Raw genomic sequence first — 19,720 nt, 5'->3', positions numbered from 1 at the left:
ATTGTTCCCTCATGAGTCAGTATGTCCTGCGTCGCCTCCTGATCGCCGTGCCGAGCCTGCTCGGCATCTCGCTGGTTCTGTATATCGTCCTGGCGCTTGCGCCGGGCGATCCCTTCAGTGAACTGGCGACCAACCCCAACGTGCCACCCGAAGTCGGGGCGGCGCTTCGTGCCAAGTTCGGCCTCGACGATCCGATCTACCTCCGCTACCTGCGCTGGCTCGCGGCGATGGTGCAGGGCGACTGGGGCTTTTCCTTCGTCAGCAGGATGAACGTGGACACGCTAATCCTGCAGCGCCTGCCGACCACGCTCTACGTGATCGGCTCGGCGCAGATACTGGCGCTGCTGATCGCTATACCCGTCGGCGTGTTCGCCGCGACCCGGCCCTATTCGATCTTCGATCAGATCGCCAATACATTCGCCTTCATCGGCTTCTCGCTGCCGACTTTCTTCACGGGACTGCTGTTCATCCTGGTGTTCTCGATCACGCTGGACTGGCTGCCCTTCGTCTATTCGAGTGACATCAAGGCAACCGGAATACGCTGGCTGTTCGAGCAGATAAGGCAGGCCATCATGCCCGTGATGGTGCTCGGCCTGTTCCAGGCGGCGTCGATGACGCGCTTCGTGCGCTCGGCGATGCTGGACGTGATCCGCCTTGACTACGTGACCACAGCCCGCGCCAAGGGCCTCGGGCAACCCCGGGTGATCGTCAAGCACGCGATGCGCAACGCGATGATCCCGGTCGTCACCCTGGTCGCGCTGCAGATGCCGGCCGTATTCGGCGGCGCCATCGTCACCGAGCAGATCTTTCGCATTCCGGGCATCGGCTCGCTGCTGATTTCCTCCATCCTCTCCAACGACACGCCGGTCGTGATGGCGGTGACCTTCGTGTTCGCCTGTCTCGTCGTGCTGTTCAACCTGATCGCGGATATCCTTTATGGCTGGCTTGACCCTCGCATCTCCTTCCGCTGAGCGGCGGCCGGCCTGGTCGCCGTGGCGCGAGACCTGGCGGCGCTATCGCCGCCACAAGCTCGCCGTGATCAGCGCCTTCCTGCTGATTGTCCTGATCGTGGCGGTGGTGTTCGGCCCCTTCGTCTGGCGCGTCAGCATCAATGAGATCGATTTCAGCGCGCGCCTCGAAGGCCCCTCGCTCGCCCACCCCTTCGGCACCGACGATCTCGGACAGGATATCCTCGCCCGCATGATCTATGGCGGCCGCATCTCGCTGGCCGTCGGACTCGCAGCGATGGCGGTCGCCGTCCTCGTCGGCACGCTGATCGGGGCGCTCGCCGGCATGTCGCGCGGCGCGCTCGGGCACGCGCTGATGTGGCTCACCGACCTCTTCCTGTCGCTGCCGCAATTGCCGCTGCTGCTCCTGCTCATCTACCTGTTCCGCGACGGGCTCAAGGCCGTGTTTGGTCCCGAAGGCGGCATCTTCATCCTGATCGTTCTCGTCATCGGCGGCCTGCGCTGGATGCCGGTCGCGCGCCTGGTGCGCGCGCAATTCCTCTCGCTGCGCGAGAAGGAATTCGTCGAAGCCGCACGTGCGCTCGGCGCCAGCCCGTTACGGCAGGTGGTGCGGCACATCCTGCCCAACGCCGTCGGCCCCGTGATCATCGCCGGCACCATCGACGTCGCCGCCGCGATCATCGCCGAATCGACGCTGTCGTTTCTCGGCCTCGGCTTTCCGCCTGACACACCGACCTGGGGCCGGCTGTTGTTCGACGCCAAGGATTTTCTCGACATCGGTCCGCATTGGGCGCTATTCCCGGGCGGCGCGATCTTCGTGGCGGTGGTCGCCATCAATTTCATCGGCGACGGCATGCGCGACGCCCTCGATGCAAGGCGGGTGATCTGATGGCGCCGCTGCTCGAAATCAAGGGATTGAAAACCCACTTCTCTACCGACGACGGTATGCTGCAGGCGGTCGACGGCGTCGACATCGCGATCAACAAGGGCGAAACGCTGTGCGTGGTCGGCGAGTCCGGCTGCGGCAAGACCGTCACCGCGATGTCGATCCTGAAGCTGATCGCGATGCCGCCGGGCCGCATCGTCCAGGGCCAGATCCTGTTCGAGGGCCGCGACCTCGTGCCGCTCACGAGCCACGAACTCGACGACATCAGGGCCAAGGATATCGGCTTCATCTTCCAGGAGCCGATGACCTCGCTCAACCCGGTGCTGACGGTCGGCGAACAGGTTGCCGAAAGCCTTCGCCGGCACGAGGGCCTGTCGAAGAAGGACGCGCTCGCCCGCACCGTGGAAATGTTCAAGCTGGTGCAGATACCCAATGCCGCGGGCCGCGTGCATGATTATCCGCACCAGTTCTCCGGCGGCATGCGTCAGCGCGTGATGATCGCGATGGCGCTGGCCTGCAAGCCCAAGCTCGTCATCGCCGACGAGCCGACCACCGCGCTCGACGTCACCATCCAGGCGCAGATCCTCGATTTGCTGCAGGACATGAAGGACCGCTTCGGCATGGCGGTGATGCTGATCACCCACGCCATGGGCGTGGTGGCGGAAACCGCGCAGCGCGTCGTCGTCATGTATGCCGGCAAAGTGGTGGAAGAGGCCGACGTCGACAGCCTGTTCGAAAACCCGCGCCATCCCTATACGCAAGGCCTGATCCGTTCGATCCCGCGCATCGACCTCGACAGCAAGAACAAGACCCGGCTGGAAGCCATCGGCGGCTCGGTGCCGATCCTGATCAATCCCGCGCCCGGCTGCCGCTTCGCGCCACGCTGCCGCTTCGCCTTCGATCGCTGCGCGGCAGAGGAGCCGCTGCTGCGCGAGGTCGCGCCCGGCCATCGCATGGCCTGTCATCTCGGCGAGAAGCAGGGAGCTGTGGCATGAGCGAACCCCTGCTCCGCGTCACCGGCCTGAAAAAGCATTTTTCGGTCAAGGGTGGACTGTTGTCGCGTGAAGTCGGCCGCGTTCATGCGGTGGATGGCGTCTCCTTTGCAGTCAATCGCGGCGAAACGCTCGGGCTGGTCGGCGAGTCCGGCTGCGGCAAGTCCACCACGGCGCGCTGCGTGCTGCGCCTGGTCGAGCCCAGCGAAGGCGAGGTCGTCTTCGACGGGCACGACGTGCGCGGCCTTTCCGGCGGCGATTTGCGCGCGATGCGGCGCAACATGCAGATCGTGTTCCAGGATCCCTTCGCCTCGCTCAATCCGCGCATGACGGTCGGCGCGATCCTCGGCGAAGCCTTCACCATCCACGAACTCACCTCCTCAGCCAGCGAGCGCGACGACCGGGTGGCGAGCCTCCTGGTCAAGGTCGGGCTGAAGGCCGAGCACATGCGGCGCTATCCGCACGAATTTTCCGGCGGCCAGCGCCAGCGCATCGTGATCGCGCGCGCGCTCGCGGTGGAGCCGAAATTCATCGTCTGCGACGAGCCGGTCTCCGCGCTCGACGTCTCCATCCAGGCGCAGGTCATCAACCTCTTGGAAGATCTGCAGTCCGAGCTCAACCTTACCTACCTGTTCGTCGCCCACGATCTCTCGGTGGTGGAGCATATTTCCGACCGCGTCGCGGTGATGTATCTCGGCCGCATCGTCGAGCTGGCTGACGCCAGCGAGCTCTACCGCAATCCCCGGCACCCCTATACGCAGGCGCTGCTCTCCGCCGTGCCGGTGCCGGACCCGAAGGTGAAGCGCAAGCGGATCCGCCTGCAGGGCGACGTGCCGAGCCCGATGAACCCGCCGCGTGGCTGCCACTTCCACACCCGCTGCCCGATTGCCGAGCCGCGCTGCCGCGAGAGCGCGCCCGAATTGAAGCAAGGAAGCGACGGGCATTTCGTCGCATGTCATCTGGCCTGAGAGCGGCGCCTGATATTACTGGACCATACGTCCCTCATGGTGAGGAGCGCAAAGCGCGTCTCCGGATGATGCTTCGCATCGCTGGGAGAACCATGAGGCCCCATCGGTGGCCTACATCCTTCGAGACGCCCGCGCTGCGGGCTCCTCACAGGATGAGGGGATAGCTCGGCAGCGCAGATTCAATCCCTGGAAATAAACGCGGCCCCGCCCCGGCAGCGGTGCAATCGCTTGTTGCCGGGGCGGGGCCGAAATCAGATGTGGGCGTTAGCGCTGAACGCCGTTTTTGCGAATCAGGTCCGATAGTTGCGACAGAAGCTCTCGAAGCCTGGCATTTTCCTCGATCAGCGCGTTGGCTTCGTCGGCCCGCTCGTCGCGGCGAAGGGCAGGCTCATCCCCGCGAAGGGCATTCTCAAGCAATGAAAGTGCGTCATCGGTCGGTTCCTCAACCCAAAATGAAGGTTCAGCGCGGCGGTCTCGCTTATTAAGCTGCGGATGGTCTACTCGCATGATTGATACTCCAATTTTAAAAAGCGGAACGTGCCCCCAGTCACCACGTCGCGCGCGGAGAATGAGGTGAGTCGGCCGGCAAATTTGCGACCAAAATTAGAATCGAGCGGAAACGACCCCGGCGCTAAAGCGGCGTGATTGCGGCAAATCGTTAATCGGCGCGGGGCAAAAGCAGCAGCCTGCGCGTGCGATTTAAAGGAATGTTGCCAATTGATAGAGCCGGTAAAGGACTTCCAGCCCAATGAGAACGAGGGCTGCGATCATCAGATAATAGCCAAAATGCATGCGGAAATTGAAACCAATGCCTCTCGCGGCCTGTGCGAATTTTACGCCAAGCCGTAAACCAAACCCGATACGCGTCGGAAGGGACAAGCCTCCGGCGAACTATGCCTCGGCAATCAGAAATGAGAAGGCCTCCGCCGCCGCGGAAGTGACGCCCTGCCCGTGCCTTTGTCGTGAGCCCTCTTCTTGACCGGAGGTCTCTGTTCGACGCCAGCTCACCTGCTCACACACCGTGGAAAATCTTGATTCCCCACAGCACGATGACGATGGCCAATACCAGCGTAGCCGCCGTCAGTACACTTTCTAAGGAAGCGACTCTCATACTAACTCTCCGCTTCCCAGCCCCGCTAACGGTCTAGGCGATTCGTTGATTCGACTGCAATCGCGCCATCACAATGCTTTGAACGTTGCATCGTGGTTGTGTTTTACAGGTCACACATCTGGGTATGGCTGTGCGTTGCTCCGCCACGATGGACGCAGCCGCGTGCCTCCCGCATGCGGAATGCCCGCTTCTCCCGGCGATTTTCGATTAAAGAAGGTTATTCAGGCTGGCTTGCCGGAACGTACGAAGCGGGAGGAACCGGCGTGCTTCGCCGCCGTTCGGCGTGCGCCGCCAGGCGATCGTATTCTTCTGCCACCTTGAGCAGGCGCCCCTGGTCCTTGGCCGCCGTCGCGGCTAACGCCCTCGTCTGTTCCGCGCGCTTGCGCCAGTGATCCGCGTTAGTCAGGAAATCCGTCATCGATACGCCCCTACGGTGGTCGCTCCCCAGCCCACCGCCGATGTCAGAAAGGACGGCGATACGTCAAAAATTTGGCCTAATCCGATCTGCCGTGTGACTCGAACAACAGAGGCGCCATCCAGCGAGCCTTTTCGCCGTTGCTTTTCCGACGCAAATTTGCCCCGGACTCAATGAAAACTGGGTGGTCGAAAATGGCGACTGTGCCACCTTGTGATCAGGAAATTGTCATGAGTACCGAACCTCTACCGCTTGGCAAACAGGTCCGCGTCGACGCCTTCCGTAATGTCGGACGTCGCGACAACGTCGTGCCACTGCGCGAGCGCAATAGCGTGGCCCCGGCACAGGAAGTACCGCTCCGGGGTGAGGCGCTGCTCGCCGCGCTTTCCCCTCTGCTCGACGAAGCCGACGGACTTCGCCGCGACAAAGCGCGGCAACAGGACACCGGCAACGTGCGGCAACTGCTCGAGGAGAACGCCAAGCTGCGGCACCTTGCAGTCAGGCTGTCAAATCTGCTCGGCGATCTCCCCGAACGGGGTACCTGAGATCGGCACTAAAGCGTGATGACTTATCTTCGAATCGTCATCCCGCTTTATCTTGTTGTTTGAGCATGATCTTTTCGGAAAACCGCTACACGCTTTTCCGGATCGTGCTTCAACGCCGATCAGGCGTAGGTCGCGGTCACGCTCCCGAACGGGCCGAAATCCGCGACGAAGGTATCTCCCGGCTTCGGCCGCAGCATGCCGGTCAGCGTCCCCGTGCTGACGATCTGCCCCGCCTTCATGCCGACGCCGGTGCGCGACAGTTCGTTGGCGAGCCAGGTCAGCGGCACCATCGGATGGTCGAGCAATTCACCCGCCGTGCCCTTTCGCCGCAGCGTGCCATTGCAGCTCAACACCACTTCCTGTCCGGCGATGTCGCGCGTCTTCCAGTCGGGGATCGCCTCACCGCAGGCGATGATGCCGCTGCCCGCGCCGTCGGCGAGGATCGCGGGCAGCGGCGGAAACGCCGCGTCGTGGACGAAGCGGCATTCAGCGAGCTCGATGCCCGGATGCAGCGACACCACCGCCTCGGTGACTTCCTCCATGGTGTAGGCCCTCTCACGCGGCGGCAGGTCGGCGCCGAGTATGGCCTGATATTCGACTTCAGGAATCGGGCTGCAGACCTTGGCATGCTCGACGGTAGCGGGCGACGGCACGACCGGCATCATCACCCGGCCGTAGATCGGTGAGTCCGTACGCAGCTGACGCTGCAGCCCCTCCTTCATCGCGGCGATCTTCCAGCCGACCACGTCCCAGCCCAGCTCTTCCGCGACCATGCCGGCGACGCGATAGGCCGTCGCGTTGTCCGGCGGCACGAGACGTTGATCGAGGCCGCTCTGCTGGCGTCCTTCACGACGCAGCGTCGCGAGCAGGCGTGCGAGTTCGCGTTGAAGCGCAATGTCCATGATCTACCCCTGCACCAGCGCGGCAGCCTGGCTCATCGTGACAGGCGCGTCGCCAAGCAACAGATCGATCGCTTCGTTCTCCCAGCGCTGCGCCTGCAGATTGGCTTGAGAATGCTCGGCCAGACGATGCTCGAGCACGAAGCGAGAGAGCAATAGACGCCGCGCATCGCCGCCGGCCTGGCCGAGCCGCGTACCTTCGGATGCCAGCAGCGCAGCCGTCGTCGCGTGATAGAGTTTCCCGGCGGCGATCCGGCAAAAACGCTCGTTCTCCGGATCGGCCGCAACCTCTTCCGCAAAGCGCATGGCATCCGTCAGCGCGCCGGAAAGGCGGGTGCGGAACTGGCCCGGCATGCCAGCCGTGTCCTCCAACTGGCGGCCGAGATCGTCGCGCAGCGCTTCGTGGCCTCGCACCTTGCCGACCGCGCGCTGCACGGCATCGAGCGCGTTGATGTTGCTGGTGCCTTCCCAGAGCAGGCCGAGATGGGCATCGCGGATGAGCCGCGCGTTCGGCCAGTCCTCGATGTAGCCGTTGCCGCCGCGCGCCTCCATCGCACCGGTGGCGACCGTGACATTGTCCCGGCACGCGCGATACTTTGCGATCGGCGTCAAGAGCCGCAGCACCTTGTCGGACGACGTCGCCGCGTAGAGCAGCGCCGACAGCGCCTGCTCGGTCGGCACCATCAGCTTGAGCAATTGCCGCCGCATCAGGGGATGGTCGATCACGGCACGCCCGAAGGCGTTGCGATGCCGCGCGGCGATCATCGCCTCGTTCAGGCAGCGCCGCATCATGCCGGCGGCGCGCGCCAGATGCGACACGCGGCTCGAATTCACCATCACCAGCATGTGCTTGAGGCCCTGGTCGAGCTCGCCGAGCTGGTGGGCGACCGCGCCCTCGAACACGATCTCGCCGCTCGCCATGGTGCGGCTGCCGAGCTTGTCCTTCAGCCGCATGATCCGATAGGAATTCCGCCGTCCATCGGGCAGCACCTTCGGCATCAGGAACAGGCCGAGGCCACGCCCGCCGGCCACCGCCCCCTCGGGCCGCGCCAGCAGCACCGCGAGTTCAGCGTCGACGTTGGAGCAGAACCACTTCTCGCCCCACAGCTTCCAGTCCTTGCCGTCCCTGACAGCAAGGAGTTCGCCGGCGCCGACATCGGAGCCCCCGGTCTTCTCCGTCATGAACTGCGCGCATTTGAACAGCGTGGCGGGATCCTGGCTCCACATCCGATCGAGGTAGCGCTGACGCAGCTCATCGTTGCCGAAGCGGCGTACCAGTTCGGACGAGCTGTCGGTGAGGTTGACCGGGCACAGCAGGCCGAACTCGGCCTGCGCGAACAGATAATGAAAGACGTACTTGGCGAGCGGCGGCATCGGCGCCGGCCAGCCCATGACGCCGGCGCGGTTGCACATCGCGTGCATGCCGAACTTGCCGAACGCGATGCTCTCCATCTCGCGATAGGCCGGATGGTATTCGATCCACTCCTCGTCGCGGCCATAGCCGTCGCGCGGATGCAGCACCGGCTGATGCCGCTCGGCCTGATCGGACAAATCATGCAGCCGCCCGCCGGCGAGTTCGCCGAGTTCCGCAAGATGCGGCGAGAGATGCGCCAGCAGCGGCGCCTCCATGTAATGCGGCAACAGGTCCCGCAGGCTCTGGTCGAGCGAATAGAAGTTCAGCCCGCGGCAGGTCGGCGCCAACGCGCCGGAACGCCGGGCCACCGCCTCGCGCCTGGTCAGATCGACATGAATGGTCATGGGCACCTCCCTCGGCTTCGCCTGCCGGGCTCAAGCAGCCCGGGGCGAAAACCGGGGTACGGCTTGCGACATATCCGTGCAAACGACTTCTTGGGTCGGCGCCTTGAGCCAGAGTCAACACCCGTTTGCCCCCCGGTCCTTTTCCACTAAACTTGCCCGATGGCATCACGACGACTTCCTCCCTTGCATGCCGTGCGGGCGTTCGAGGCCGCCGCGCGGCATCTGTCGATCACCCGGGCGGCGGAGGAGCTGAACGTGACGGTCGGCGCCGTGAGCCGGCACGTCCGCGCCCTTGAAGCGCGCATGGGGACCGCCCTGTTCCTGCGCGGCTCGCGCGGGCTGGCCTTGACCTCGGCCGGGAAAACCTTTGCCGACTCCGCCCGCGAGGCGCTGGATCGGATCGCCGACGCCGCCGACGGCTTGCGGTTGCGGCGTTTCCGGCGGCTGACCGTCGGGGTCTATGGCTTCTTCGTCTCGCGCTTCCTGCTGCCGATCTGGCCGACGCTCCATGCCGCCTATCCCGAGCTCGAAGTCGACCTGCACACCAGCTCCAATCCGCTCGACCTTCTCGCCAGCCGTTACGACGCGGTGATCGCCGTCTCCGACGGGCAGCCGCGCGCCGGGCTGGTCACCCATTCCCTGATGCCGATCGCGACCGTGCCGGTCTGCGCGCCGGAGTTCTTGAACAAGGGCGCGGTGGATTTCGCTGCCGTTCCCCTCCTGCATGCGCGGCCGCGTCCGGACGACTGGCGCCGCTGGCTCGATTACGCGCAATTCGCTGATGTCCCCGTGCAGGGTGGCAGCAGCTTTGAAAGCCTCGGCCTGACCATTGAAGCCGCAGCCGCCGGCATGGGCGTCGCCATCGCCATCGACGGCCTGCTCGCGCCCGATCTCGCCCGCGGCAACCTGGTCAGGGCCCATCCGATCATCCGCCCGACGCGCCGGCAGTTCGTCCTCGAATACGAGCAGCGCATGGCCGACGATCCCGCCGTCACCGCTTTCGTCGCCTGGCTGAACGGTGCACGCGGCGAGCCCGCGCTGAAAAAGGGCACGGCGAAGAAGGCGGCCGTCAAGGCGGGCGCGGAATATGCGCGTTGAGTTTTACTCAAAGCGCGTTCGAAAAAGCTCGTTTGCCAGCCTGACACGGCTCTGACACAGACGCTTCAACGATCCAGCGCGTATGGACATCGGAGGAGCAGGCATGACGGCGCCCGAAAGCGAGTGGCAGTATCCCTACGGCACGACGCAGCGCTACCACCTGCAGCACGTCCACCTCTTCGCGTCGGACATCGACGCGACGATCGAGTTCTACAGGAAATGGTTCGATGCCGAGGTGATCTGGGACGGCGGCGTTGTCGGCGCGCGCAACGTCTTCATCAAGATCGGCATCGGCGCCATGCACCTCTACGACCAGCCGCCGCGCGGCGACGGCAAGAACGCGGTGCATCATCTGGGCATGCAGGTCGTCGGAGTTCGCGAGGTATATGACCGGATGAAGGCCGCAGGCCTGCACATTCCGAATCCGATCCGGCCAACCGGCGGCGGAGGCGGCTATTTCATGCTCGGCGCGCCTGATGGCGTCGTGATCGAAGTGTTCGAACCCGGCGCGCTGCGCGAAACGGTCGTGCGGGATTATTACGGTTTTGGCGGATAGGCCGCCGCTTTAAGCGCAGCACCTGCCGGCGGGGAGACAAGTCTCGCTATCCCCTTTTGCTCGACGAGTTCCAATGCGGCTTCCATCTGCCGAACCCGCCGCAACAGCAACTCGCGGGCCATGCCGGGCTGTGCCTGATTTGCCGCCTCTCTAAAGCACTGAACCTCTTCCGCCAATCGCTTCTCGAAAGTCTTCTCGTGCTTGACGCGCCGTGTCTGCATGCCCGGTGCTCCTCGTTTACGAGGGACCATTAATCCAGCGCGGCACCATCCGTCTGTTCGGAAACAGACTCTTCGGCCAGGCTGCCTGAAGTTCCGTTTCAGTTCGTCATGGACTGGAACAAGCAGCTCCACCCTCTCTGTACAACTCGGCCCCGTAGTTCCCTCGTCTTGCCAGAACGTGATTCGTCTGGCGTCCTGACGTCAAAGCCGTTGAGGAGGGAACCATGCTCAAGACTGTTCTGGTGATGGCAGCCATCACCATCATCGCGGGCATCGCGACCGTCGCAATTTCGGAACTCCTCAATCGGCGGCACCCGCAAGTCGGCCCGCCGCCGCGACGCCGGGCGTTCTAGCCACGGGCCACGCCGGCTACCTCGTCACTTCGCACCGGCCTTTTCCAGGATCGCAACCATGTCGCGATAGCCACGACTTCGCGCCAGCGCGAGCGGCGTCGAACCGCTGCCGTCGGGAATATTGACGTTGGCGCCGGCCTCGACCAGCGCGCGCAAGGTCTCGGTGTGGTTCCTGCCGCCATCGCCGAGCACGATCGATTCGATCAGCGCGGTCCATTGCAGATTGTTGACGTGATCGAGCGGCGCCTTGGCGGCAATCAATGTCCGCACGATCTCGGCGTGGCCGAGATGCGCGGCCGCTATCAGCGCGGTGCCATCATAACGGCTGGTAACGGCCTTCGGGTTGCCGCCGCCCTCGAGCGCGATCCGGAGCATCGGCACGTCGTTGGCGACCGCGGCGATGGTGATGATATCATAGCGGTCGATCTCCAGCTTGTTCGGATCGGCGCCAAGCCGCATCAGGGCGCGCGCTGCCTCGTGCTTTTTCTGATAGACCGCGACATGCAGCGGCGTGCGATGACGCGCGTCGACCACCTCCTTGTTTTCGCCAGCCGCGATGCGCCGTTCGATATCGGCGACATCGCCTCGCGCGGCGGCCGCATGCAAGCCCCCATAGCCGCGCAACTCAGCCTCGGTCGGCGCCACCTGCGCCGATGCAGGCAGGACGATCAGGAACGCGACAACGAGCCCGGCGATAAAACGCATGGAGAAAAGCTCCGACCACTGGCCATCGAGGAAAACATAGCAGCAGTGCTACGGCGCACAAATCGAGTTTGCGCCGGCTAACGCGGCGTTCCTTCGGGCTGCGGCCAAGCGGCAAATGCGCGGTCGGCGCTGACGAAGCGTCACTCGCCTTGATTTCATCGGCAAGCGCTATTTTGCTTCCATCCATATGCCGGAATCGGAGTGCTCGCGGATATGGCTGACCAGAAAATCGGAAAACACCCTGATTTTGGCGGGCAGCCTGACGCGATTCTGATAGGCGACATTCATCGTCAGGAGCGGCAACTCCCAATCGAGCAGCACTGGAACTAGCTTGCCGGCCAGGATGTCGCCCTGGACGATGTAGAGCGGCTGGATGAGAATGCCGAGGCCCGCAAGAGCTGCGCCGCGAATGACCTGGCCGTCATTGCTGTCGAGCGTCGGCGTGACGCGAATGGTCTGCGTCGCGTTTCCCTTGCGCAGCCGCAGCGAATAGGGATCGTTGGCAAGGCTGTAGACCAGCATGTTGTGGCGCTCGAGGTCGCCGGGCGCCTCCGGCCGACCGCGGGACGCGATATAGGACGGCGCGGCAGCCAGAACTCGACGCATCTGGCCGATGCGGCGCACGACGATGTTGGAATCCGGCTCTTGTTCGCGTGTGCGGATGGCAACGTCGATGCCCGCCTCGATAAAGTCGGGATAGCGGTTGGCGGCGATGATCTGTACGTTGAGCTTGGGGTAGAGCGCGCGGAAAGCGGGCAGCATCGGCGCGAGATAGATCACCGCAAAGGACAGCGAGCTCGTCACACGCAACATCCCCTGTGGTGATACCGCTCGATCGCTGACCGCGTCCTCGGCTTCAGCCAACTCGCTCAAGATCGAGCCGCAGCGCTGCAACAGCTCTTGCCCGGCCTCCGTCAGCCACTGCCGGCGTGTGTTGCGCTCGATCAGCCTGACTGCGAGCCGCTCCTCCAGAGCGCTGAGGTGCCGGCTTGCAGCTGCATTCGACATCCGCAGCGTCTCGGCGGCCTTGGACAGGCTTCCCAGGTCTGCTGTCTTGGCAAAGACTTCGAGTTGCAGCAGCCGATCCATTTTTTCACAAATCGGAAAAGAGACTTTCGATTTTTGAGCTTTATTTCCGATTTATGCAAGCCAAAATGCCAGCAACCGACGAATGCAGGGCGAGAAATCAGGAATGTCCGGTCCGATCAGACATATCGTCATGTGGCGCCTGCGCGGGGAGACCGCGGAGGAGCGCGCTGCAGCGCGATCCAAGGTCAAGTCGCTGTTCGAGGGCCTCAGGGGTCGGATCGACGGCCTCACCAATATCGAAGTCGGCCTGGACGTCAGCGATGTCGATTATGCCTGCGACGTCGTGCTGGTTTCCGAGTTCGCCGACAGTGCCGCTCTAAAAGCCTACGCCAGCCATCCCGAGCATCTGCGCGTACGCGAGGAATTGGGCGACCTGCGGATCGGCCGCTTCCAGGTCGATTACCCGATTTCATAGGCTTTTCTCATGATCGGTTCGTTCACCTTCGAGAGTCTGCCATGCCGCGTCGTATTCGGCAGCGGCACGCTGAGTGCGGCCAAGGCGGAGGTGGAGCGTCTTGGTGGCAAGCGCGCACTGGTGCTGACCACGCCGCAGCAGGAGACGGAGGGCAAAAAGCTCGGATCATCTCTAGGAGCGCTCTATGCCGGCATCTTCTCCGGAGCCACCATGCATACGCCGGTCGAGGTGACCGATCAGGCGATCGCGGCGATGAAGGCATGTGGCGCCGATTGCGTCGTCTCACTCGGCGGCGGGTCGACGACGGGATTGGGCAAGGCGCTTGCCTTGCGTACCGGCATCAACCAGCTCTGCATCCCCACCACCTATGCCGGCTCGGAAATGACACCGATCCTCGGCGAGACCAGGGGCGGGTTGAAGACGACCGTGCGCGACCCCGCCGTGTTGCCCGAAACCGTGATCTACGACGTCGACCTGACCCTGACGCTTCCGGCGAGTCTTGCCGCGACCTCCGGAATCAACGCCATCGCCCATGCTGTCGAGGCGCTCTATGCGCGCGATACCAACCCGGTAACCTCCATGATGGCGGAGGACGGAATCCGTGCGCTGGCGCGCGCCTTGCCTGCAATCGCGGCGGAACCTGCCGATCGCACTGCCCGCAGCGAAGCTCTCTATGGCGCCTGGCTGTGCGGCGTGTGCCTCGGCACCGTCGGCATGGCACTGCATCACAAGCTTTGCCACACGCTCGGTGGCACGTTCGACCTGCCGCATGCCGAAACGCACACCGTCGTTCTCCCCCATGCGCTCGCCTATAACGCATCGGCGGCCCCGGACGCCATGGCTCGCATCGGGCGGGCGATTGGTGCCGTCGATGCGGCGCAGGGACTCTATGAACTCGCAGCGAGACTGAATGCGAAGCTGGCGCTGCGCGACATCGGGATGCCCGAGAGCGGGATCGACAAGGCAGCGGATCTTGCCGTGACCAACGCCTACTGGAATCCGCGTCCCCTCGAACGTAACGCCATCCGCGATCTGATCGCACGCGCCTGGTCGGGCGAAGCACCGCCCGCGACGAAGGCGAGCGCCTGAACAACACTCGATGCGTCCTGTCTTGCTCGGCAAGCCAAGCGTTGATTCAAGGAGCCTTCATGCGAAACTTCAACGAGAATACGATCACCAATGCGGTGCTTGAGCGGATCAGCGGCGCCAGCGAACCGCGCGTCCTGCAAATCAGCGAAGCGCTGGTACGGCATCTTCATGCCTTTGTGCGCGAGGTGCGTCCGACCCAGAAGGAATGGGAATACGGCATCGACTTCCTCACGCGCACCGGCCACATGTGCAACGACAAGCGCCAGGAATTCATCCTGCTGTCGGATACGCTCGGCGTATCAATGCTGGTCGATGCGATCAATCATCCGGTACCGGAAGGCGCCACTGAAACCACGGTACTCGGCCCCTTCTTCGTACAGGCCGCGCCGGAGAAACAGAATGGAGACGATATCTCCGGCGCCATGGAAGGTGACGCCATGATCGTGACCGGTTCGGTTTCGTCTGTCGATGGCAAGCCACTCGCCGGCGCCGTGGTTGACGTCTGGCACTCGGACGACGACGGCTATTACGACGTGCAGCAGCTCGACAAGATCGGCGACCTGGCTATGCGGGCCCGTTTCCATACCGACAACAACGGGCGATTCCATTTCTGGTCGATTAGGCCGGCGGCTTATCCGATTCCGCACGATGGCCCCGTCGGCCAGATGCTGGAAGCGCAGGGCCGGCACCCCTGGCGACCCGCGCATGTGCACTTCATGATCTCGGCACCCGGATACGAGCAACTCGTGACACATGTGTTTGTGGCTGACGACAAGTACCTCGATTCCGACGTCGTATTCGGCGTCAAGGACAGCCTGATCCGGGAGTTCGCTCGCCGACCACCAGGCTCCGCGCCGGATGGTCGTATGATGAACACGGACTATTTCCACCTGAACTACGATTTCGGGCTCAAACTGGCGACGCGCGATGCCCGGGCGGCTTGATCCGGTTTTCGTGCTCGAAGATACGACGATCGCGCCGGAATGACAGGCTTTGCACATGAACGAGAGAAATGAGTTCCGGGCAATGGGCTGACGACAACCGCTCAAATCTGGAAAAGGCGATGCCTGCTGCATCCGGGCGCGTCACACCGCGCGGTTCTGAGTAGGAGAGCGCCCGCCCCCATCCGCGACGAGAACCGCTCCTGTGACAAAGGACGCGTCGTCGGATACCAGGAAGAGGCAGCAAGCGGCAATTTCTGCAGGCGCCGCCATTCGTCCGAGCGCGATCCGCCGCTCGACCGATTGGAATTCAGCTTCCGCCGTCGTGCCGTTCTGTTCCGCAAGCAAGCGCATTTCGTAGGCGCTCATCGGCGTTCGCACCCAGCCCGGTGCAACCGCATTGGCGCGTATGCCGTCCGAGCCATGCGCATAGGCGAGCGAGCGGGTATAGGCGACGACGGCCGCCTTGCTCGCCGCGTAGCTCGCGCTGTCCGGGCTTGCATTGAATGCCGCAACGGAAGCGATGTTCACGATGGCCCCGCCCCTCTCGCTGAGCAGCGGCAAGGCGGCGCGGCACACTCGCATCGTCCCGGTCAGATTGACATCGAGCGTCCTGGCCCAGACCTCGTCGGACACGTTCACAGGTTGATCCGGAACGATCAGGCCGGCCGCGTTCACCACGATATCGAGCCGTGAACCACAATCGTCGATCGCCCGTGCAATATCGGCGATCTTCGTGACATCGCCGTGGACCGCTTGACCGCCGGCTTCTGCGGCGGTCTCGTCGAGATCGGCGCCGCCAAGGCCGAACAACACGACGCGCGCGCCGTTCCGGGCCAACAGCAACGCCGTTGCCCGGCCGATGCCGGTTGCCGCGCCCGTGACGAGCGCCGTCCTGCCCGCAAGCCGCGACATCTACAATCCCCATTGCCGTTCGACGGCAAATCCGGTCTCCGGCAGGCTCGCGCCGCCGTCGACGACAATGGTTTGCCCGGTGACATATTTGGCCTCGACGGAAGCGAGAAAAAGCATGGCGCAGCCGACATCGTCGGGGCTCCCCATGCGCCCGACCGGGATGAAGCGTTCGAGCTTCGCGCGGTTCTCCGGTGCGCTCATGGTGCCGCGGCCCGGTTTGGCAATGAAGCCGGCTTCAACGCCGTTGACGGTGATGCCATCCCGCGCCAATTCGAACGCGGCGCCACGAATGAATGCGTTGACGCCGGCCTTGGCCGCCGAGTAGTGCGCGCCGCCACCCATCGCAAGGCGCGCAGACACCGAGGACGTCACGAGGATCCGTCCAAAGCCGTTCGCGCGCATATGCGGGATTGCAGGCTGCGCCAGCCAGAAGCTCGGATTGAGATTCAACGCCAGCGCTTCGTCCAGCCCGGCTTCATCGAGTTCTTCGAGCGACGACCACGGGCAGCCGCCGGCATTATGCACGACGATATCGAGCCGGCCATGTTGCGCGGCGACGCGTTCGACCATGACACGCAGGCCGTCGCGGTCGAGCTTGTCGAACGGAATGCAATGCACCGTCAATCCGTCGGCCACGAGCTCCCCTGCCAGGGTTTCCGCAACATCCTGCGTCCGGTTCGCGATCACGACGGTGGCGCCAGCCTCCGCAAACCGTGTGACGATTGCAGCGCCGATGCCCCTGCCCCCACCGGTGACGATAGCGACCCTTCCCGAAAGGTCGAACGGCTGCTTTGGCATCAGATCACCCCGGATTGACGCAGCAGATCGATGAATTGCGCGAAGACCGCGGTATGTCGCTCCACATCGCGCGCCGATGTCGCAGGGCACATCAGCAGCATGGTGTGGAACGGGGTCACCAAAATACCTTCGTTCATGTAGAACGCATGCAGCAGCGTCTCCAAGTCCGGCTGCCGGCCGGCAATGACATCGGCACCGCTGCGCGGCGGATGCGGCATGAACATGATCTCGGCGCGCGCCCCGATCTGCGTGACATGCCAGGGGAGACGGTTGGTCTCGATCAGCCCGCGGGTCTCGCTCGCCAGCCGTGTCGCCGTCGCAATCATGTGTTGGTAATTGACGGGCGTCAGCACCTTCTCCAGCACGGCGCGCATGGTCGCAATCGTCAGCGCATTTCCGGCGAGCGTGCCGCCGAACCCAAGATGGGCGGATTGCCGCTCGCGCGGATTGACGTACGGCACGATCTTCCACAGACGTTCGGCGATCTCCTGACCCAGGCCGAAGACGCCGGCGGGAATACCACCCGCGATCGCCTTGCCGGTGACAAAAATGTCGGGCTGCAAACGGTTGGCCTGGGTGTAGCCGCCCGGTCCGCAGGACAGCGTATGCGTCTCGTCGATGACGAGCATGGTGCCGGCGCGCCGGGTGAGGTCGCGCAAGGTGTGGTGAAACTCGGCATCGACAGGGATCATGCCGAAATTCGTCATCAGCGGCTCGGTCAGCACGCAGGCCACATCGTCATGCGCCAGCGCCGCCTCCAGCGCCGCGACATCGTTGAACTCGACGACACGGGTCACGGCGTCATGATCAATGCCGTTGGGATGGATCATGTTGCGCATGCCGACGCGACCGTTGCGGATCTCGACATGCGCCTCCTCGACTCCGCCGTGATAACAGCCGGAGAACACCAGCACCTTGGGGCGGCCAGTGATCATGCGCGCGATGCGGATCGCGGCGCGGTTGGCGTCGGTCGCCGAGGTCGTCAACGTCCAGTGTCGCGGACCGAAGCGGCGGGACAACTCCGCGCCGACCCACAGACTGTCCTCGGTCGGCAGCATCGTCGTCGTGCCGCGCCTGAACTGACGCAGCGCCGCGTCGGTAACTGCCTCGGGTGCGTGGCCGCACATGCCGCCGGTGTCGCCGAGACAGAAATCGACATAATCGCGCCCGTCAATGTCGCGGATATGCGCGCCACTCGCCTCATCGACATAGATCGGGAAGCCTCCGGCCCAGCGACGCATCCAGTGCGACGGACCGCCATAGAGAAAATGCCGCTTTCCCTGCTGCCATGCTTCCGCCGAGCGCGGGTGGGATTCTCGAAATCGATCCTGCTCGGCGTCGATCAGGCCGCCCAAAATGTCCGCGCGCTCCACAGTTGTAACGGTCATAGCGCGATCCACGCCGTCTTGAGATCGGTGTAGGCGTCGAGCGCATGAAGCGATTTATCGCGCCCGAATCCTGACTGCTTGAATCCCCCCAGAGGCACGCTGATATCGGCCCCACCATAGGTGTTGACATGAACGACGCCGGCATGGACGGCGCGCACCATACGGTGGGCGGTCGACAGGCTACCGGTCCAGACCGCCGACGCGAGCCCAAAGGACGACGCGTTCGCGAGACCGACCGCCTCTTCCTCGTGGTCGAAACGGGTGACCGCGAGAACGGGTCCAAACACTTCCTCCTGCCACAAATCCATCTTCGGCGTGACATCGGCGAAGATCGCGGGCGACATGAAGTTCCCGCCACTCTCGATGCGGATCTGTTTGCCGCCGGCCAATCGTTTCGCGCCCTGCGCCTCGGCGCGGGTGGCCGCGCCGAGATTCTTGCGCAATTGCGCCGCGCTCGAAATCGCACCGATGTCCGACGTCAGGTCAAGGGGATCTCCGACCCTGAGCTTCGCCGTTGCTACAAGCAGCTCACCCATGAAATGTTCGTAGACCTGCGACTGCACGATCAACCGCGAGCCGGCAACGCAGACCTGACCCGAATTCCGGAAGATCCCGTTCGCCGACACTTTTGCCGCATGCTTGATGTCCGGAACGTCGGCAAAGACGATGTTCGGAGACTTTCCGCCGAGTTCGAGATGGACGCGTTTCAGGTTCGACCGCGCGGAGCACTCCAGCAACCGCCGGCCAACCGCACCCGAGCCGGTAAAGGCAAGCACGTCGACATCCATGTGCAGGGCGAGCGCCTCGCCGGCCGACGCACCGCGGCCGGTGACGACATTCAAGACGCCATCGGGCAGGCCCGCCTCGCTCGCCAGCGCCGCGAGCCGCAGCAAGGTGAGCGATGCGATCTCCGGCGGCTTGACAACGACCGAGTTCCCGGCCGCGAGCGCCGGGCCGATCTTCCAGGCGCCGATCATCAGCGGAAAATTCCAGGGCACGATCACGCCGACCACACCGAGCGGCTCGCGATGGACGAGGCCGAGGACATCGCGGCCGGTCGGCGCAATCTCGCCATAGATTTTGTCGATCGCCTCGGCGTAGTAGCGGATGGTTCCAGCCGCCGAAAGCGGCTCGGCCTTGTAGGCCATGCCAATCTCGGTGCCATTGTCGCGCACGCCGAGCACGGCGATCTCGAGCGCGTGCTGCTCGATGAGATCGGCAAAGCGCAGCAGGACTTTCTTGCGCTGCGCAGGCGCCGCCCTCGACCAGCTTCCCTCGTCGAAAGCCCGTCGCGCGCGCTTCACCGCCAGGTCGATATCGGCAGCACCGCCGTCAGCGATCGTCGTCAGCACCCGGCCATCGATCGGCGACAAGACGTCCAGCCGTGCTTCGCTGATCGCCGTCATGGGCTGGCCGCCGACGAAAAGCTGTTGGGCCGGAATGGCGGCCGACCGCAATCGATCGATCTGGGCTTGCTGCATTTGATCCAATGGAGCCGGTTGGGTAGCAGACACCTGCGGCGTCGCTCGGATGCCACGATCCTCGCCATTTCAATGCCTTGGCAGCAATCAACCGATAGGTTGATGCCATGGCGACCCGCCGGCCCATAG

The 19,720-nt window shown here is 63.9% G+C and carries 22 protein-coding genes; 11 read left to right on the top strand and 11 right to left on the bottom strand.

The features are described from left to right. Positions 1 to 11: 11 nt before the first annotated feature. Genes CQ12_RS16760 through CQ12_RS16745 form a run of 4 tightly spaced genes read left to right on the top strand, consistent with a single transcriptional unit; the run spans position 12 to position 3,814 of the window. On the top strand, positions 12 to 971 hold the full coding sequence (locus CQ12_RS16760; RefSeq protein ID WP_057836387.1) for an ABC transporter permease: 960 nt from the start codon (positions 12 to 14) through the stop codon (positions 969 to 971). Further along, positions 937 to 1,857 carry an ABC transporter permease gene (locus CQ12_RS16755; protein ID WP_057836386.1) on the top strand — a complete coding sequence of 307 codons (921 nt, stop codon included), beginning with the start codon at positions 937 to 939 and terminating at the stop codon, positions 1,855 to 1,857. Before CQ12_RS16760 ends, CQ12_RS16755 begins: the two co-directional genes overlap by 35 nt. Further along, entirely contained in the window at positions 1,857 to 2,849 is a 993-nt protein-coding gene (locus CQ12_RS16750) for an ABC transporter ATP-binding protein (protein ID WP_057836385.1), read from the top strand. The genes CQ12_RS16755 and CQ12_RS16750 overlap by 1 nt, the downstream gene beginning before the upstream one ends. Continuing rightward, the gene (locus tag CQ12_RS16745) at positions 2,846 to 3,814 is read left to right on the top strand and encodes an ABC transporter ATP-binding protein (RefSeq protein ID WP_057836384.1); all 969 of its coding nucleotides are present in this window, start codon (positions 2,846 to 2,848) and stop codon (positions 3,812 to 3,814) included. The genes CQ12_RS16750 and CQ12_RS16745 overlap by 4 nt, the downstream gene beginning before the upstream one ends. A gap of 264 nt (positions 3,815 to 4,078) precedes the next feature. Here the strand turns inward: CQ12_RS16745 and CQ12_RS43835 are convergent, their stop codons facing one another. Both CQ12_RS43835 and CQ12_RS43830 read right to left on the bottom strand, forming a co-directional pair. Beyond that, entirely contained in the window at positions 4,079 to 4,321 is a 243-nt protein-coding gene (locus tag CQ12_RS43835) for a hypothetical protein (RefSeq protein WP_065751548.1), read from the bottom strand. A gap of 821 nt (positions 4,322 to 5,142) precedes the next feature. After that, positions 5,143 to 5,343 carry a hypothetical protein gene (locus CQ12_RS43830; RefSeq protein WP_157088263.1) on the bottom strand — a complete coding sequence of 67 codons (201 nt, stop codon included), beginning with the start codon at positions 5,341 to 5,343 and terminating at the stop codon, positions 5,143 to 5,145. Between the two features lie 227 nt (positions 5,344 to 5,570). Here CQ12_RS43830 and CQ12_RS43825 point away from each other — a divergent pair, with 227 nt between their 5' ends. Then, positions 5,571 to 5,885 carry a hypothetical protein gene (locus CQ12_RS43825; RefSeq protein ID WP_157088262.1) on the top strand — a complete coding sequence of 105 codons (315 nt, stop codon included), beginning with the start codon at positions 5,571 to 5,573 and terminating at the stop codon, positions 5,883 to 5,885. A 119-nt stretch (positions 5,886 to 6,004) separates the two neighbouring features. On the opposite strand, the gene CQ12_RS16735 is transcribed toward CQ12_RS43825, so the two are convergent. Both CQ12_RS16735 and CQ12_RS16730 read right to left on the bottom strand, forming a co-directional pair. Continuing rightward, entirely contained in the window at positions 6,005 to 6,787 is a 783-nt protein-coding gene (locus CQ12_RS16735; protein ID WP_057836382.1) for a 2-keto-4-pentenoate hydratase, read from the bottom strand. A gap of 3 nt (positions 6,788 to 6,790) precedes the next feature. Then, positions 6,791 to 8,542, bottom strand: coding sequence for an acyl-CoA dehydrogenase family protein (locus CQ12_RS16730; RefSeq protein WP_057836381.1), 1,752 nt, complete (start codon positions 8,540 to 8,542; stop codon positions 6,791 to 6,793). Between the two features lie 192 nt (positions 8,543 to 8,734). Here CQ12_RS16730 and CQ12_RS16725 point away from each other — a divergent pair, with 192 nt between their 5' ends. Both CQ12_RS16725 and CQ12_RS16720 read left to right on the top strand, forming a co-directional pair. Then, positions 8,735 to 9,640: a LysR substrate-binding domain-containing protein gene (locus CQ12_RS16725; RefSeq protein WP_245309967.1), complete on the top strand. Its 906-nt coding sequence runs from the start codon at positions 8,735 to 8,737 to the stop codon at positions 9,638 to 9,640. Positions 9,641 to 9,743: 103 nt separating this feature from the next. After that, positions 9,744 to 10,196 (top strand): VOC family protein, encoded by a 453-nt coding sequence (locus CQ12_RS16720; RefSeq protein WP_057836446.1) that lies wholly within the window; start codon positions 9,744 to 9,746, stop codon positions 10,194 to 10,196. On the opposite strand, the gene CQ12_RS16715 is transcribed toward CQ12_RS16720, so the two are convergent. Then, positions 10,178 to 10,417: a hypothetical protein gene (locus tag CQ12_RS16715; RefSeq protein WP_057836379.1), complete on the bottom strand. Its 240-nt coding sequence runs from the start codon at positions 10,415 to 10,417 to the stop codon at positions 10,178 to 10,180. The genes CQ12_RS16720 and CQ12_RS16715 overlap by 19 nt on opposite strands. A 224-nt stretch (positions 10,418 to 10,641) precedes the next feature. On the opposite strand from CQ12_RS16715, the gene CQ12_RS47255 reads away from it, so the two are divergent. After that, positions 10,642 to 10,770, top strand: coding sequence for a hypothetical protein (locus CQ12_RS47255; protein ID WP_283807377.1), 129 nt, complete (start codon positions 10,642 to 10,644; stop codon positions 10,768 to 10,770). A 24-nt stretch (positions 10,771 to 10,794) separates the two neighbouring features. Here CQ12_RS47255 and CQ12_RS16710 read toward each other — a convergent pair whose 3' ends face one another. Next, complete coding sequence (locus tag CQ12_RS16710; protein ID WP_057836378.1) at positions 10,795 to 11,475, bottom strand: ankyrin repeat domain-containing protein; 681 nt, start codon at positions 11,473 to 11,475, stop codon at positions 10,795 to 10,797. A gap of 168 nt (positions 11,476 to 11,643) precedes the next feature. After that, positions 11,644 to 12,564, bottom strand: coding sequence for a LysR family transcriptional regulator (locus CQ12_RS16705; protein ID WP_057836377.1), 921 nt, complete (start codon positions 12,562 to 12,564; stop codon positions 11,644 to 11,646). 103 nt (positions 12,565 to 12,667) lie between these two features. Here CQ12_RS16705 and CQ12_RS16700 point away from each other — a divergent pair, with 103 nt between their 5' ends. From CQ12_RS16700 to CQ12_RS16690, 3 genes are read left to right on the top strand one after another with little or no spacing between them, the layout of a single operon-like run. After that, entirely contained in the window at positions 12,668 to 12,979 is a 312-nt protein-coding gene (locus CQ12_RS16700; RefSeq protein ID WP_057836445.1) for a Dabb family protein, read from the top strand. A gap of 9 nt (positions 12,980 to 12,988) precedes the next feature. Continuing rightward, the gene (locus CQ12_RS16695) at positions 12,989 to 14,068 is read left to right on the top strand and encodes a maleylacetate reductase (protein ID WP_057836376.1); all 1,080 of its coding nucleotides are present in this window, start codon (positions 12,989 to 12,991) and stop codon (positions 14,066 to 14,068) included. Between the two features lie 59 nt (positions 14,069 to 14,127). Then, positions 14,128 to 15,012 (top strand): intradiol ring-cleavage dioxygenase, encoded by an 885-nt coding sequence (locus CQ12_RS16690; protein ID WP_057836375.1) that lies wholly within the window; start codon positions 14,128 to 14,130, stop codon positions 15,010 to 15,012. 141 nt (positions 15,013 to 15,153) lie between these two features. On the opposite strand, the gene CQ12_RS16685 is transcribed toward CQ12_RS16690, so the two are convergent. Genes CQ12_RS16685 through CQ12_RS16670 form a run of 4 tightly spaced genes read right to left on the bottom strand, consistent with a single transcriptional unit; the run spans position 15,154 to position 19,591 of the window. Beyond that, on the bottom strand, positions 15,154 to 15,924 hold the full coding sequence (locus tag CQ12_RS16685; protein ID WP_057836374.1) for an SDR family NAD(P)-dependent oxidoreductase: 771 nt from the start codon (positions 15,922 to 15,924) through the stop codon (positions 15,154 to 15,156). After that, complete coding sequence (locus CQ12_RS16680; RefSeq protein WP_057836373.1) at positions 15,925 to 16,722, bottom strand: SDR family oxidoreductase; 798 nt, start codon at positions 16,720 to 16,722, stop codon at positions 15,925 to 15,927. It abuts the gene before it with no gap. Then, positions 16,722 to 18,110 (bottom strand): transaminase, encoded by a 1,389-nt coding sequence (locus CQ12_RS16675; protein ID WP_057836372.1) that lies wholly within the window; start codon positions 18,108 to 18,110, stop codon positions 16,722 to 16,724. The genes CQ12_RS16680 and CQ12_RS16675 overlap by 1 nt, the downstream gene beginning before the upstream one ends. Then, on the bottom strand, positions 18,107 to 19,591 hold the full coding sequence (locus tag CQ12_RS16670) for an aldehyde dehydrogenase family protein (RefSeq protein ID WP_057836371.1): 1,485 nt from the start codon (positions 19,589 to 19,591) through the stop codon (positions 18,107 to 18,109). Before CQ12_RS16670 ends, CQ12_RS16675 begins: the two co-directional genes overlap by 4 nt. Between the last annotated feature and the right edge of the window lie 129 nt (positions 19,592 to 19,720).

Origin of the sequence: Bradyrhizobium jicamae, from assembly GCF_001440395.1 — a bacterium.
Lineage (GTDB): Bacteria > Pseudomonadota > Alphaproteobacteria > Rhizobiales > Xanthobacteraceae > Bradyrhizobium > Bradyrhizobium jicamae.
The sequence above is the reverse complement of the archived record's forward strand: the minus strand, read 5'-3'. Positions and strand labels throughout refer to the sequence as shown.

Excerpts from the sequence above, each read along its gene's own strand:
- CQ12_RS16760 (WP_057836387.1), top strand. The coding sequence starts at position 12 with ATGAGTCAGTATGTCCTGCGTCGCCTCCTGATCGCCGTGCCGAGCCTG.
- CQ12_RS16755 (WP_057836386.1), top strand. The coding sequence starts at position 937 with ATGGCTGGCTTGACCCTCGCATCTCCTTCCGCTGAGCGGCGGCCGGCC.
- CQ12_RS16750 (WP_057836385.1), top strand. The coding sequence starts at position 1,857 with ATGGCGCCGCTGCTCGAAATCAAGGGATTGAAAACCCACTTCTCTACC.
- CQ12_RS16745 (WP_057836384.1), top strand. The coding sequence starts at position 2,846 with ATGAGCGAACCCCTGCTCCGCGTCACCGGCCTGAAAAAGCATTTTTCG.
- CQ12_RS43835 (WP_065751548.1), bottom strand. The coding sequence starts at position 4,321 with ATGCGAGTAGACCATCCGCAGCTTAATAAGCGAGACCGCCGCGCTGAA.
- CQ12_RS43830 (WP_157088263.1), bottom strand. The coding sequence starts at position 5,343 with ATGACGGATTTCCTGACTAACGCGGATCACTGGCGCAAGCGCGCGGAA.
- CQ12_RS43825 (WP_157088262.1), top strand. The coding sequence starts at position 5,571 with ATGAGTACCGAACCTCTACCGCTTGGCAAACAGGTCCGCGTCGACGCC.
- CQ12_RS16735 (WP_057836382.1), bottom strand. The coding sequence starts at position 6,787 with ATGGACATTGCGCTTCAACGCGAACTCGCACGCCTGCTCGCGACGCTG.
- CQ12_RS16730 (WP_057836381.1), bottom strand. The coding sequence starts at position 8,542 with ATGACCATTCATGTCGATCTGACCAGGCGCGAGGCGGTGGCCCGGCGT.
- CQ12_RS16720 (WP_057836446.1), top strand. The coding sequence starts at position 9,744 with ATGACGGCGCCCGAAAGCGAGTGGCAGTATCCCTACGGCACGACGCAG.
- CQ12_RS16715 (WP_057836379.1), bottom strand. The coding sequence starts at position 10,417 with ATGCAGACACGGCGCGTCAAGCACGAGAAGACTTTCGAGAAGCGATTG.
- CQ12_RS47255 (WP_283807377.1), top strand. The coding sequence starts at position 10,642 with ATGCTCAAGACTGTTCTGGTGATGGCAGCCATCACCATCATCGCGGGC.
- CQ12_RS16710 (WP_057836378.1), bottom strand. The coding sequence starts at position 11,475 with ATGCGTTTTATCGCCGGGCTCGTTGTCGCGTTCCTGATCGTCCTGCCT.
- CQ12_RS16705 (WP_057836377.1), bottom strand. The coding sequence starts at position 12,564 with ATGGATCGGCTGCTGCAACTCGAAGTCTTTGCCAAGACAGCAGACCTG.
- CQ12_RS16700 (WP_057836445.1), top strand. The coding sequence starts at position 12,668 with ATGTCCGGTCCGATCAGACATATCGTCATGTGGCGCCTGCGCGGGGAG.
- CQ12_RS16695 (WP_057836376.1), top strand. The coding sequence starts at position 12,989 with ATGATCGGTTCGTTCACCTTCGAGAGTCTGCCATGCCGCGTCGTATTC.
- CQ12_RS16690 (WP_057836375.1), top strand. The coding sequence starts at position 14,128 with ATGCGAAACTTCAACGAGAATACGATCACCAATGCGGTGCTTGAGCGG.
- CQ12_RS16685 (WP_057836374.1), bottom strand. The coding sequence starts at position 15,924 with ATGTCGCGGCTTGCGGGCAGGACGGCGCTCGTCACGGGCGCGGCAACC.
- CQ12_RS16680 (WP_057836373.1), bottom strand. The coding sequence starts at position 16,722 with ATGCCAAAGCAGCCGTTCGACCTTTCGGGAAGGGTCGCTATCGTCACC.
- CQ12_RS16675 (WP_057836372.1), bottom strand. The coding sequence starts at position 18,110 with ATGACCGTTACAACTGTGGAGCGCGCGGACATTTTGGGCGGCCTGATC.
- CQ12_RS16670 (WP_057836371.1), bottom strand. The coding sequence starts at position 19,591 with ATGCAGCAAGCCCAGATCGATCGATTGCGGTCGGCCGCCATTCCGGCC.